This is a genomic window from Gottfriedia acidiceleris (assembly GCF_004138285.1).
GTDB classification, from domain to species: domain Bacteria; phylum Bacillota; class Bacilli; order Bacillales; family Bacillaceae_G; genus Gottfriedia; species Gottfriedia acidiceleris_A.
The window spans coordinates 70,032-83,058 of sequence record NZ_SCFN01000007.1 but is presented as its reverse complement, the minus strand read 5'-3'; the positions used below and the strand labels follow the sequence as shown (position 1 = coordinate 83,058).

The following is a 13,027-nucleotide window of genomic DNA, read 5'->3' as shown; positions in this document are numbered from 1 at the left end:
TAAATATCATCTGCAAATATTCTAATACAATTAGCGTTATCTAAAAGAGAAAACAGAAGCAATCTGTTGTTCTCAAATTCAATGTTAAATTAGCTTTTTAATCCTTATTTATAAACCTTCATTGGTAGATAAGTTAATGACTGCCCAGTTGCAGAAGCAGTTAAATGGTTTTCTAGTTCAAACTCTTTAACTGGTTCGATACTAGAAAACTTTTTTAAGAAGGCTTCTAATGCAATTTTCATTTCTAAACGCGCAAGAGGTGCACCTAAACAGAAGTGTGGACCATTTCCGAATGTTAAATGCTTTTTATTGTTTGAACGATGAATGTCTAAAGAAAATGGGTCTTTGAACATACTTTCGTCCATATTGCATGCACTCATCCATGCAATGACAACATCTCCTTTTTTTAACTCAATGCCTAGTAAATTATTGTCTTGTTTAACAGTCCGATCCCTTCTTGACATATGAAAACGATATCGTAACATTTCTTCGACTGCGTTTGGCACTAATTCTATATTATTTCTTAGTTCTCCATATAATAACTCGTCATCGTAAAGCAATGAATAAAAAGTGTTCGCTATCGCATGGCTTGTTGTTTCAACACCTGCTCCTAAAAGCAACATTGTAACCTGGACAATTTCTTCATCTGTAAATTTTTCACCATCTACCTCTGCTTGAAGTAAGTCAGATATAATATCATCGGAAAGATTCGAACGTTTTTGAACCACAATAGGATATAGAAATTGGAAATATTCTTTTGCAGCCTGTTGTTTTTGTAGCTCAATATCTTCCAGTCTTTCTTTGTCATAAGGTTGGAAAAGGACATCTACCCATTTTTTAAACTGATTGCGATCTTCAATTGGCACCCCAAATAAATCTGCAATAACTAGACTTGGTAAAGGGGATGATAAGGCTTCAACAATATTTACAGTAGAGTTTTCATGAATGTCATTTACAAGCTCGGTTGCAATCTGTTGAATTCACGGTTCCCAGTTTTTTAAACTGCGAGGAGTGAAAGCTGCGGCTAATAAAGAGCGACTCTTTCTATGTTGAGGAGGATCCACATTAGTAATGTTTGTTATAGACGATGAATTTTCTTGCTTGTTTTTAGCTCCGACAAAAATAGTCGTTCTAGATCCTTCACTTGAGAAAAATTCATAGTTGCTTAACACCTGTTTAACATGCTCATATTTAAATAAATTCCAAGTATTCGTTTTTTATGATAATAAATGGGTTGATGTAGTAACATATCTTTATACCAATTAATTGGAAAAAATTCGTCTGAACGTGATTTGAAATTTGTGATTTCATTAACTGGAATAACTTCTTTATTCATACTGTGTTCCTCCTTAAATGATCATCTTAACTTCATTACTCCCTAATCTACATTAATCTAGTCAGAGTATTTTTTATAGAGTACAACGTAGTAGAATATGGAATATCATTGGAAATGTATTAGGTGGCAATAGTAGGAGCTTTTATTTTTGTGTGAGAAAGTGGTTTAATCACTATATTTTGTTAAAGTAATTTCTCAGCTTTTTGGTATAATCTAGGATAAGGATACAAAAAAGGTGGAGATTATTTTGAAAAAGGAGTCGATTCTCTTATTAGCTTGTTCACTACTTCTTTCTGGTTGTGGTGCAAAGAGTGACAAGGAAATAAAACCAACACCAAGTATAAAACAAACTGTAGGTCAAATTAATGAGATTGACATTGAAAAGCTTTCACCAACACTTGAAGTTACAGAAACTAACGGGTTAGTAAAGATGAAATATTCAATTCGTAATGATAATAAAATCCCTGCAAATTTTACATTCCCTTCATCACAAACAATTGATTTTACAATTAAAGATGAGAGTGGACAAGTAGTTTATCAATCATCTCGAGAAATGGCATATGCACAAGTCATTACAAATGTTGCGATTCCTGATGGAAAATCACAAGTTTGGGAAGAGCAAGTTAATTTTGTAGATAAAAACCTTCCATATGGAAATTATGAAATAACTGCAAATATCGTTGCATCAAAGGTTAATGAGAAGGATCTTAATGGAGAAATTAAACCAGTTACACAAACAGTTTCTTACCAGTAACTTTCTTCAGTGAACTAACGTATAAACTGAGTACTCATAAATAAAAAACAACCAAAGGTTTATTCCAATGGTTGTTTTTTGTTTTTAATGCTTTAAATTAAGCATTAAAGCTTTGTCTATTATTAGCTTTTCGCTCTTCTGCTTCAGCTAATGTAAAGTGATAAGGGAATTTTTCAGAGTACTTTGTAACAGAATCAGAACTTTGTTGAATAAAGCGCTTAGACTTATTACCTTTGCCCATTATGATTCCCTCCTAAATAGGAAAGCTTTTTGTTTTTGACTTCTCAAGAATTTCCAATAGTAATTGATCAATATCAAAAATTGGATAATCCCTTCGGTGAAGTCCTTAATAGAATGCACCATTAGCAAATTGTTATAAGTGGTTATTATTAGTTTTCTTTGAAATTAATGACAAAGAATTGTACCATTAATTATAATTTTAAGTTAAAGAAATCTTCCAAGAAAATCGCGATTCCTTCATCTTGATTAGACAACGTTGTGTGGTTTGCAATATTCTTTAATTGATGAATTGCATTATCCATTGCAACACCATGACCAGCATATTCAATCATTTCCAAATCATTGTCCTCATCCCCAAAAGCTATAATGTTTTTTCGAGGAATATTATAGAAAGATGCTACTTTTTGTAGCCCTATTGCCTTATTCATACCTGCTTTAACAATTTCGATTATATGATGTGGTGCTGCCCAACGACGGTGATCAATTACTTCAGCGTGGACATTTGATAGGTGCTCACGAATACTTGCAACATGAGACTCTTCACTATCGATTAGAAGACAAGTTGGAGCTTGACTAAGATTTTTAACTAAATCTCCATGAATTATATCTTCTTTTAAGTAGTGGAAAAGTGGGATTATCTCCTCTTCGTGTTTATCAGCGTAAACGTCGTCCATTACTTCAGCATACATATTTTTTAATTCATACTCTCTACAGGAACTAATTACCTCTTTTGCAACTTCTAAAGGTAGTGATTCGTGATAAACACCCCATGAATCATCTAGAGGGTGATGAACATAAGCACCATTAAAGTTTACAATTGGAGTTGTAAGTTTTAATTGATCATAATACATTTTACTAGCTCTAAAAGGTCTACCGGTTGAAATGCATACTTCGTGACCCTGATTCTTTAACTGTTGAATCACTTTTAAAGTACGTTCGGATATTATTTTTTCATCCGTTAATAAGGTGCCGTCTAAATCTAGTGCAATTAAGTGTTTTGTTTTCATATTCATCACCTTTTATTTTTTAATGTTAATCTTTTTAAGAAAAAATATTATTGGATAAAAAGCCAATAATTACTAATAATACCATCTTTTTAAAAGAAAAAACTTTATTTTTAGAGGAACAATAAGAACCTAAAAAGAAGGAGGAATGGATTATGGGTCAAGCACATCAATTTCGACCAGGCGACAAAGCACCAAATAATGGGGTATACGTAGAAATCGGTGAAACAGGAAGCAACGTAACTCGCCCAAAACAAATTAAACTTCAGGCTGGAGAAGTTTTTCCGGATACACAAAACCATAACAGAAAATGGACATATAAATCTAAATTTAAATAATTGATTGTAAACTTAAGAAGTATAATGGGCTAATAGAACCAACAATAAAAACTTAAAAGAGAATTAAAAAAAGCGCTTTCGATTAGTTGATCGAGGGCGCTCTTTTATGCGTTTACAATATACAAAATATTGAATGTATTTATCAAAATTTTAGTATTTTATAAATTATCAAAATCCATAATTGATGACATATGTATATACGAAGTTGAACGTTTTTGGGTGCTACAACATATGTTATATATAGATTTTAGTGGTGTTTTGCAACAGGTTCATTAGGTATTATTGCTTCGCTAAGAACTGAAATAGCTAAAGATAATACTACAGCCATAACTGAAGCACTTGTGAAATTATATTCTCCGCCAGTCATTGAACTTAAAACGTAAGCTCCCATTTGGCATAAAACAAAGCTCCAGAACAATGTCATAATAAAACGCACTCTAATCACTCCTATCTAGTTAGTTCTTATCATATTATATACCTAGAAATTTGATAATTGAAGTTATAATTAAAAAGTTTTAATTAAAAAAAGTAACTTAAGAATTTTTTTATACCTATTTTATAATTCCCTAAAAATACTACATTAATAATAAGGTGATAAGAATGCCTGTAACTGAGAGATTTTTTAAACAAGAGGATCAATATGCAGTTATTCATCTACCTATTAGACCGAATGGTTTCGGAGTACTCTATGTCGGTGGGAATACGCATTATGTAGATAATGCACATAGTTGCTTATTGCAGCATTTTGATAAAAGAAAGCTATTATCAACTTTAACAGATGAAGGGTACACAGTATTCACTTCAAATTTATATGGAAAAAATTGGGGTTCTGATGATGCTGTCGATTTGGCAGAAAGCTTATATCATTCAGTTATGAGAAAAGAAATTTTGAATCCATCAATTCATATAATTGGGGAAGGTACTGGAGCATTAGTCGTTTGTAAATTACTTGGCCTCTTAAAGGGAAAAGTCAGAAGTATTTCATTATTAAATCCTTCTTTAAATCTAAAAAATGAATTAGATTTAGAAAGAGAAAATAAACTGTTCTATAAAAGAACAGTTCATGAAATTTTGAAAGCATATAAAGCATCGGATATATATATGGTTATAGATAGAGAATGTTTTTTTTTATGAAACAATCTCACCAATTAAAATTTACACCACAACAAGAAATCATTATAAATGGAAAAGCGATATTAGACTTTTAGAAGAAGAACGACATAAAAATAATTTACCGATTTCGATTTTGATTTCATTAGAAGAGAAAAAATTTGATTGTGGAAAAAACTTAATAAGGTTTTTAAAAAAATATCAGGCTGTTTTATAGTCTCTATATTTTTTTTGAATAAATTTCCTAAAAGAAGGAGGTTAATAATGAAAAGGTGTGCTGTTATTGGATCCAGTGGATTTATAGGATATGAGTTAGTTTGCCAACTTATGGAATATAATGATGTTTCAGCCGTTGTGATGGAAAAAGGAAATGAAAGTGATTTAATAAGTGAAGAAAAAATCTTCTCAATTGGAAGAAATGCAAGGGTCATCTTTTTGGATGAAGAGCAATTTTTATTAGAGAATGAACAATATGATACTATTTTTATTTGTCATTTTTATGACGAACTAAAGTTAAAAGGTTCAATTAATAGTATAGAGTTTACAGAAGAACAATTTAACAAGATTATTGGCAAAAGTAAGGATATTATCTTTTTATTATCTACAAAAAAAGAATTAGCAGATTTAGAAAGAACGGTTAATGAATTGAGTAAAAATATAGATTGCAATATTACTTTTATTGAAATTCCATCTTTATATGGACCTTGGGAGCCATCCGCAGGCTTAGTACACGAATTGATTGTTCAAGACCTAGGAAAGAGAAATGTTTCCATAAAAAATGTATACGGTTCTAATGAAATTCTATTTGTAGAAGATGTAGGTAAAGCAATTCGGATTATTTCCGAGAAGGAATTAAAAGAACATAAATATATCATTACAGCTAAACAATGTATGTACTTACCAGAAGACGGGAATTTCACCGGATTACAAAATATGATCGAAGGAATAAAGTTCGCACAACTGAGAAACTATATAGATGCAACTCCTTTTGTTATTATTAATACAACTTCACTTGAGGACGGTATACAAAAGCAAAAACAGCAAATTCAACAGCATTTTCATCTATACTAATGATAAAAACTTAACCCTAAAGGTTCAAGAGTAAGAAGAAAATACTTTACTCATCCATGTTTCAAGAATGATAAAAGGAAATATAAAATGGTCAAACGTATATTAAGTCAACCTTATTGTAATATGTTTGAGCAGTTTTATAATATTAACAAACTCTATTAATTGTTTATTCTTGAAGTTAAAAATATTTAAGAGCTAATTTTTAGAAAAACAAGTTCAAATGATTATTATAATAAGTTATGTTCGATCTTAATTGATCTACAAACTGATTAACAAGCTTTTATGCTAAGTAAAGGATTTTTAATTAGGTTTTTAGTGTAACCATTTTTTTGATGTATAAGTTGGTTGGAACGGAGGGGTGCTCGACTCCTATGGGATATGCGGGAAGGCTGAGACCCCGCAGGCGCGCCGAGGAGGCTCAGGTCTCGCCCCATGGAAAGCGAGCATCCTGTAGTGGAAATCAACCTCACTAAACTCCTTGTACGAAAATTTGGTAATTAATTGACAAGGTTGTTTTTCAACAGCGTGAAGGAAATAGTTCGTTTTTGAACTATTTCCTTTTTTGTAGTAGAATACTATTCGTTTAAAAATTCGCTTTGGCTTTGAGATTCGTCCGATTGAGTGGTATTCTTTTTTTAAGAAATGATTCATCTTTTTTACATAGCCTAGATTTTAAAAGATAAAAATGTAGACAAAGTACATATTATTTCATAAAATTAGTACCAGGTAATAATAAGAAGACATAAAAATAAAAAAGTAAGGCGGGGATATTAATGAATGCTGGAATTTTAGGTATTGGCTCATACGTACCCGAAAAAAAGTTAACTAATTATGATTTAGAACAAATGATGGATACTTCAGATGAGTGGATTGTTAGTCGTACTGGAATTAAAGAAAGAAGAATTGCTAGTGACGAACAAGACACATCTGATTTAGCATACGAAGCTGCAGTAGAAGCATTAAAAGATGCAGATGTAAAAGCAGAAGAACTTGACTTAATTTTAGTTGGAACTGTTACTCCAGATAAGTCGTTTCCATCAGTTGCATGTGTAATTCAAGAAAGACTTGGAGCTAAAAATGCTGCTGCAATGGATATTAGTGCTGCTTGTGCTGGATTTATTTATGGAGTTGTTACTGCAGCTCAGTTTGTAAATACTGGTACATACAGTAGAATTCTAGTAATCGGAGCTGAAAAGTTAACTAAAATTGTTAACTGGGAAGATCGAAATACGGCGGTTTTATTTGGTGACGGTGCAGGTGCTGCGGTTATCGGTCCAGTAAGTGAAGGTAGAGGAATTCTTTCTTATGAATTAGGAGCGGACGGTACAGGTGGTAAACATCTTTATAAAGGTGGAGATCACTTAGTAATGAATGGACGAGAAGTGTTTAAATTTGCAGTTCGTCAAATGGGAGATTCATGTGAAACTGTATTAAAATTAGCAGGATTAACAAAAGAAGAAGTGGATTTCTTAATTCCACACCAAGCGAATACTCGTATAATGGACGCAGCAAGAGAAAGATTACAGCTTCCTAAAGAAAAAATGAGTGTAATTATTGATCGTCATGGTAATACATCTTCATCTTCAATTCCAATTGCATTAGTTGAAGAATATAAAAAAGGAAATGTTAAAGAAGACGATGTATTAGTATTAGTTGGATTTGGCGGCGGATTAACTTGGGGTGCAATTGCACTTCGATTCGGAAGATAATCTAATTGAAGGAGGATTTTTTGATATGAAAAAACGAGTTGTTATTACAGGTTTAGGTGCAGTATCACCTATTGGTAATGATATAAATACAGTATGGGAAAGTTTAATGAATGGAAAGAGTGGAATTGGTGTTCTGACTCGAAAAAATCCTGATAATTTCCCTGTTAAAGTTGCGGGTGAAGTAAAAGACTTTGATCCTGAAAAATATATTGATAAAAAAGAAGTAAAACGCATGGACCGTTTTACTCACTATGCAATTGCAGCTTCAAAAATGGCTTTAGAAGATGCAAACTTTACGATTGATGAAGAAATTGCTCCAAAAGTTGGTGTTTGGATTGGTTCTGGTATCGGTGGTATGGAAACATATGAAGAACAGTTTAATACTTTCCAAACAAAAGGTGCACGTCGAGTAAGCCCATTCTTTATACCAATGCTAATCCCTGATATGGCATCTGGACAAGTATCTATTTTAACAGGTGCTAAAGGTCCAAATGGTTGTACAGTTACAGCTTGTGCTTCTGGTGCAAGTTCGATTGGTGATGCATTTAAAATTATTCAACGTGGCGATGCAGTTGCAATGATCACTGGTGGTGCAGAAGCACCGATTACTGATATGGGTCTTGCTGGTTTCTGTGCTGCTAGAGCTTTATCATTAAATCCAGATCCAGAGAAAGCATGTCGTCCATTTGACAATGCTCGTGATGGCTTTATCATTGGTGAAGGTGCTGGTATCGTATTCCTTGAGGAATTAGAACACGCATTAGCTCGTGGAGCGAAGATTTATGCTGAAATCGTTGGGTATGGAACAACTGGTGATGCACACCATATTACAGCACCAGCTCCAGGAGGCGAAGGTGGCGCACGTGCAATGAGAATGGCACTTGATGATGCTGGTTTATCAGTTGAAGATATTCATTACATTAATGCTCATGGAACAAGTACTGAATTAAACGATAAATTTGAAACGATGGCAATTAAAGAAGTATTTGGTGAACATGCATATAATGTACCAATAAGTTCAACAAAATCTATGACTGGTCATATGCTAGGAGCAGCAGGTGGAATTGAAGCGATCATTACAGCATTAACAATCCATAATAAAGTAATTGCTCCTACGATTAATCACCAAGAAACTGATAGCGAATGTGATTTAGATTATGTACCAAATGTTGCTAGACCATTTAATGTAAAAGCAGCAATTTCTAATTCATTAGGATTTGGTGGACATAATGTAACTTTAGCATTTAAAGAATTCTCTAAATAAGTTTAAAATTCATTTATATTGGACACGGAGCTTAGGTCTTTACCTAAGCTTTTTTTATTAGAAATCACAATTTAAAAAAAAGTAACTTTCACTAGTTAATTATCATACTTTATAGTAAATTGAGGTGATTAACTTGGGATAATAGCAACTTATAAATGGGTTGATTTTATTGAAGATAAACGTGTGGTAATGAAAAAACTTTTACCATACTTTCCAAAATATAATGAGGAGAGTTTATATAAATATCTTCTTTCCCATGGTTTATCGAGGCTGTCAACTTTGAGTAAAGATGATCTGAAACAACTAGATGATAAAAGTATATGGAAAAGCCTTTCTGAAGAGTTTGAGAAGTTAAAAAGAGAATTTAATGGACCTGACCTACCTATATTTATTTTACCTTGTCATAGAACGGGAAGTATGTTTAAAAACACGACTTATCAAAGGGGTGGAATCGCACATAAAAATTGTATTTGTTTATTTTTGTCCCCTTTAGAAGGAATTTTACAACATAAAGCAGTATTATTACATGAGTATCATCATATTGTAAGATTGACAAAGTTATATAAAAACAAAAAAGTCACATTACTAGATGCAATGATTTTAGAAGGTTTAGCCGAAACTGCAGTTTTAGATAAGTACGGAGAAGCAGTTCAGGCATCATGGACAAATCAGTATTCTTCAAGGCAATGTGAATTATTTTATAAAAAATATTTAATTGATAAACTTGAAATAACAAGTAATGATAATAATTTTTCAAAATACTTGTATGGTGGGAACGGAATTCCAAAATTATTGGGTTACAGTGTTGGGTATGACATTGTTAAAAGTTGTATAGAGCAGACAGAATGGTCAACTGATATCCTTTTACGAACGCCAAGTAAAAAGATTAAGGAAAATGCAATACATTATATTTCAATTTGAAAGCAAACGATTCCAGAGCACATCAGATCGTATATAATGTATTGCTTAGTATTAATGTATCAAAGAAGCTTTAATCTGTGATATTTTAGTGATTTATTGACGATTTTTCATACAGTTTGTTAAACACTTTTTGTAATTCAGTGGAAAATGGAATAAATTAGTGAATCACTGACCATACTGAAAGTTACATACAGTTGTGAAGTGAGGGGTAGTAAATGTTGTATTTACATGATGTATGGGTCAATTGGTTTGAAGGTGAAGAAAATGGTTACAATGTCTGTCATTTTTTTGAATGGAGAAAAGATGATAGTGTTGAATTATTAGACCAAGTTCCAGTCATTAAAGTTACTCCAGAGTTATATCAGTACATTGAAAATGAACTATTAGAGCTTCCTTCCGGTCTATTAACTGAAGTGTTTCAAAAGTCTTATGTAAGAAAGAATCATGAACGTATTCAGCTAGATTATTGCTTTGTAGTAACTGACGGGAATGGTATTATTGCGGTTGACACAATTGGATATAATATTCCAATTCGAAAAAGTCGTTTAATACCAAGGCAAGAACAAATGGTGTATGATATGACAGCTGAGATTGAAGAAAGTCACTATAATCTTCAAAATTCAGTAAATGATGAAACAAAAGAACATCATATACTGTCACCGTCGCCGATTATTATGAGCGGACTAACAAGAAAAGAAAGACAACTAAAGCAGTTATTATTTATGGCGTTAGATCAACTCCATTCATCAAAAAATCCTTCAGAGATTCGATATTGGTACACTGAGTGGAATCCAAGATCGTATCAACAAATTCAGGATTTGTCATTTGAGGATATTTGGTCTCAATTATATGATGAAATAAAGAGTGGTTGGTCAGAGCGACATGAGCAATTATGTGGAAGAATCGTTAAAGGTCAACCTTTCTTTGAAAAACTATGGGAAATGGAACACGAACAAAAAGTAAACTAAAAGAGGTTATTTTAAATGGCCTCAAAACGAAAAAGACCCACAAGGTGATCAAGTTCCTTGTGGGTTTTTTAATGATTTCTGACTTAATAAACACATAGAATCAGTACATAAGTATTCATATTTCCTCCTTTTCCTCGGAGTAAAGAAAAAGGTGTCTCTAAAGTTCTTTGACTTTTTAAGACACCCATTACTATTTTTTATTTTTACCTATAACAGGGATTATTTTTTTCTCTTGCGACCTAATCCCATAGCATTTTCCATTTTTTTAATCATTTTATTTGCAACGGCATTTGCTTTTGCAGCTCCAGCATCTAAAATATCATCTAATTCAGTCGATGTAATAATTTCTTTATAGCGTTCTTGTAATGGACGTAAGCCGTTTACTACTACATCTGCAACATCTTGTTTGAATTCTCCATAATTTTTACCAGCGTATTTATTTTCCAATTCTTGAATTGTTTCACCAGTAAATGCTGAGTAAATGCTTAATAAATTTGAAATACCAGGCTTATTTTCTTTATCATACTTTACAATGCCTTCAGAGTCAGTTACAGCACTTTTAATTTTCTTTTCAATTACTTTAGGATCATCTAAAACAAAAATTGTAGCTTTTTGATTTTCATCGGATTTGCTCATTTTTTTAGTTGGATCAGCTAAACTCATTATTCTAGCTGCGTCTTTACTAATTCTGACTTCAGGGATCGTAAAGATATCATTATACTTCTTATTAAAACGCTCTGCTAAGTCACGAGTAAGCTCTAAATGTTGCTTTTGGTCATCTCCAACTGGAACTAAGTGAGTACCGTATAAAAGTATATCCGCGGCCATTAAAGGTGGATAAGTTAATAAAGCAGCAGATACACCATCTTTACCAGAAGATTTATCTTTAAACTGTGTCATACGCTCTAATTCACCGATATAAGATATACATTGCATCATCCATCCTGCTTGTGCATGTGCAGGTACTTCAGATTGGATAAAAATAGTTGATTTTTCTGGGTCTAATCCAGCAGCAACATAGATTGCAGATAGACTTTGAATGTTTTTACGTAAAGCGAGTCTATCTTGCGGTACTGTTATTGCATGTTGATCAACAATACAGAAATAACAGTTATAATCATTTTGTAATTCAATGAATTGTTTTACGGCACCTAAATAGTTACCTAAAGTAATGCCTCCAGATGATGTTGGTTGAATTCCACTAAAAATAGTTTGCATCTTAAAATCCTCCTAAATAAAGCTAAATAAAATAAAAAAAGCGGCATAATCTCTCTATTACATAGAGACGATTAAACCGCGGTACCACTCTAGTTATTCCAAATAAGGAATCACTCATGCATGAAATCATGCTCTCATCTATCGTTTGAGTTACGTCGAAGCCTACTAATACTGGATGTTCGGTTCGAAGCTCAGAAGTCCATTCGACAGGGAGCATGACTTGTTTTCACCATCCACAAGCTCTCTTTACATGCCAAATCTGTGTACTACTCTTCATCATAGCTTATATATACTTTCTATAGATAATATCTTAATTATATTCAACTTTCAAGATGTTGATACATCATTTAGTAAATAATGATAAAACTGAATAAAAAAGATAAGATAACTAATGTGATTGAAGCCATAAGTAACGGTTTTGTCACTGAAAAATTATATCTTCTATAGATTACATCCTTTTTAACAGTTAGTGATTCATCACCAGTCATTTCTGCCATCTGTTGATCTTTCGTACCTAATACTTTACGCATTCCAAAGCGAGTGATATTAAAAAATCCACTTTGTACGATTAATAAAAAACCACCAATAACAAATAATGTTAGTCCAATATAGAATGTTGCGTTTGTGAAATGAAGAAAAAAGTTTACTGTTCCTTGGATGATAGAAAAGATTGCTCCGAGTACTATCGCTGATAATACGACAATAATATAGTGTTTCGACATTTAATTTGTGATCCTCCTATTGGAAAGAATTATATATTGTAGACTTAATAATGCTATACTATAATAACAATGTAAACAGTTTCAACTAATCGTTACAAAATATTTTTAAATTGTTAGCATTTTTAAGACAATTCTCTTTATTTTAACAAATTATTTAATTTTATTTGTCAAAATTGTTGTAAAACTCTTATAAAAATGTATAATAAAATTTGTAGAAAAAAATCGATACTTATCGAAAATTCTACAATAAAAATTCAGAATTGTATATTAACTTTCTGTATTTTAGCCTACATTGCATTAGCATCTTAGGGGGTATACATCATGGATTGTGAGATATGTTACGATAAATAAATTTGTTATACTAAAATTGCA

At 32.1% G+C, this 13,027-nt stretch carries 13 protein-coding genes, 1 pseudogene and 1 other annotated feature; of the genes and pseudogenes, 8 read left to right on the top strand and 6 right to left on the bottom strand.

What is annotated here, in order from left to right:
* Positions 1-104: 104 nt before the first annotated feature.
* Positions 105-1,336: pseudogene (locus EP747_RS12350) on the bottom strand (cytochrome P450).
* A gap of 247 nt (positions 1,337-1,583) precedes the next feature.
* Between EP747_RS12350 and EP747_RS12345 the strand changes: the two are divergent.
* Positions 1,584-2,090 carry a BsuPI-related putative proteinase inhibitor gene (locus EP747_RS12345; protein WP_129690362.1) on the top strand — a complete coding sequence of 169 codons (507 nt, stop codon included), beginning with the start codon at positions 1,584-1,586 and terminating at the stop codon, positions 2,088-2,090.
* A gap of 97 nt (positions 2,091-2,187) precedes the next feature.
* Here the strand turns inward: EP747_RS12345 and EP747_RS24235 are convergent, their stop codons facing one another.
* Together EP747_RS24235 and EP747_RS12340 are read right to left on the bottom strand one after the other, a co-directional pair.
* The gene (locus EP747_RS24235) at positions 2,188-2,331 is read right to left on the bottom strand and encodes a hypothetical protein (RefSeq protein WP_165347023.1); all 144 of its coding nucleotides are present in this window, start codon (positions 2,329-2,331) and stop codon (positions 2,188-2,190) included.
* Positions 2,332-2,521: 190 nt separating this feature from the next.
* On the bottom strand, positions 2,522-3,337 hold the full coding sequence (locus EP747_RS12340) for a Cof-type HAD-IIB family hydrolase (protein ID WP_129690360.1): 816 nt from the start codon (positions 3,335-3,337) through the stop codon (positions 2,522-2,524).
* 152 nt (positions 3,338-3,489) lie between these two features.
* Between EP747_RS12340 and EP747_RS12335 the strand changes: the two genes are divergently transcribed.
* Positions 3,490-3,672, top strand: coding sequence for a YjzC family protein (locus EP747_RS12335; protein WP_056473610.1), 183 nt, complete (start codon positions 3,490-3,492; stop codon positions 3,670-3,672).
* A 247-nt stretch (positions 3,673-3,919) separates the two neighbouring features.
* Here EP747_RS12335 and EP747_RS12330 read toward each other — a convergent pair whose 3' ends face one another.
* On the bottom strand, positions 3,920-4,108 hold the full coding sequence (locus EP747_RS12330; RefSeq protein WP_129690358.1) for a YjzD family protein: 189 nt from the start codon (positions 4,106-4,108) through the stop codon (positions 3,920-3,922).
* 164 nt (positions 4,109-4,272) lie between these two features.
* Here EP747_RS12330 and EP747_RS12325 point away from each other — a divergent pair, with 164 nt between their 5' ends.
* The 6 genes from EP747_RS12325 (at position 4,273) to EP747_RS12300 (ending at position 10,715) form a co-directional block, all read left to right on the top strand.
* Positions 4,273-4,806: an alpha/beta hydrolase gene (locus EP747_RS12325; protein WP_129690356.1), complete on the top strand. Its 534-nt coding sequence runs from the start codon at positions 4,273-4,275 to the stop codon at positions 4,804-4,806.
* A gap of 240 nt (positions 4,807-5,046) precedes the next feature.
* Entirely contained in the window at positions 5,047-5,853 is an 807-nt protein-coding gene (locus EP747_RS12320) for a hypothetical protein (protein ID WP_129690354.1), read from the top strand.
* A gap of 773 nt (positions 5,854-6,626) precedes the next feature.
* Entirely contained in the window at positions 6,627-7,562 is a 936-nt protein-coding gene (locus tag EP747_RS12315) for a beta-ketoacyl-ACP synthase III (protein ID WP_129690352.1), read from the top strand.
* Between the two features lie 25 nt (positions 7,563-7,587).
* Complete coding sequence (gene fabF, locus EP747_RS12310; protein WP_129690350.1) at positions 7,588-8,826, top strand: beta-ketoacyl-ACP synthase II; 1,239 nt, start codon at positions 7,588-7,590, stop codon at positions 8,824-8,826.
* A gap of 279 nt (positions 8,827-9,105) precedes the next feature.
* Positions 9,106-9,747, top strand: coding sequence for a DUF2268 domain-containing protein (locus EP747_RS12305; protein WP_165347021.1), 642 nt, complete (start codon positions 9,106-9,108; stop codon positions 9,745-9,747).
* A gap of 215 nt (positions 9,748-9,962) precedes the next feature.
* Entirely contained in the window at positions 9,963-10,715 is a 753-nt protein-coding gene (locus tag EP747_RS12300) for a YjbA family protein (RefSeq protein WP_129690346.1), read from the top strand.
* 219 nt (positions 10,716-10,934) lie between these two features.
* Here EP747_RS12300 and trpS read toward each other — a convergent pair whose 3' ends face one another.
* On the bottom strand, positions 10,935-11,933 hold the full coding sequence (gene trpS / locus EP747_RS12295) for a tryptophan--tRNA ligase (RefSeq protein ID WP_129690344.1): 999 nt from the start codon (positions 11,931-11,933) through the stop codon (positions 10,935-10,937).
* 60 nt (positions 11,934-11,993) lie between these two features.
* Positions 11,994-12,222 (bottom strand) — a binding site (T-box leader).
* 58 nt (positions 12,223-12,280) lie between these two features.
* Complete coding sequence (locus EP747_RS12290; protein ID WP_129690342.1) at positions 12,281-12,655, bottom strand: DUF3899 domain-containing protein; 375 nt, start codon at positions 12,653-12,655, stop codon at positions 12,281-12,283.
* Positions 12,656-13,027: the final 372 nt, after the last annotated feature.

What these genes read in the sequence shown, in the direction of transcription:
- EP747_RS24235 (WP_165347023.1), bottom strand. Translation starts at nt 2,331, where the DNA reads ATGGGCAAAGGTAATAAGTCTAAGCGCTTTATTCAACAAAGTTCTGAT.
- EP747_RS12340 (WP_129690360.1), bottom strand. Translation starts at nt 3,337, where the DNA reads ATGAAAACAAAACACTTAATTGCACTAGATTTAGACGGCACCTTATTA.
- EP747_RS12335 (WP_056473610.1), top strand. Translation starts at nt 3,490, where the DNA reads ATGGGTCAAGCACATCAATTTCGACCAGGCGACAAAGCACCAAATAAT.
- EP747_RS12325 (WP_129690356.1), top strand. Translation starts at nt 4,273, where the DNA reads ATGCCTGTAACTGAGAGATTTTTTAAACAAGAGGATCAATATGCAGTT.
- EP747_RS12320 (WP_129690354.1), top strand. Translation starts at nt 5,047, where the DNA reads ATGAAAAGGTGTGCTGTTATTGGATCCAGTGGATTTATAGGATATGAG.
- EP747_RS12315 (WP_129690352.1), top strand. Translation starts at nt 6,627, where the DNA reads ATGAATGCTGGAATTTTAGGTATTGGCTCATACGTACCCGAAAAAAAG.
- fabF (WP_129690350.1), top strand. Translation starts at nt 7,588, where the DNA reads ATGAAAAAACGAGTTGTTATTACAGGTTTAGGTGCAGTATCACCTATT.
- EP747_RS12300 (WP_129690346.1), top strand. Translation starts at nt 9,963, where the DNA reads ATGTTGTATTTACATGATGTATGGGTCAATTGGTTTGAAGGTGAAGAA.
- trpS (WP_129690344.1), bottom strand. Translation starts at nt 11,933, where the DNA reads ATGCAAACTATTTTTAGTGGAATTCAACCAACATCATCTGGAGGCATT.
- EP747_RS12290 (WP_129690342.1), bottom strand. Translation starts at nt 12,655, where the DNA reads ATGTCGAAACACTATATTATTGTCGTATTATCAGCGATAGTACTCGGA.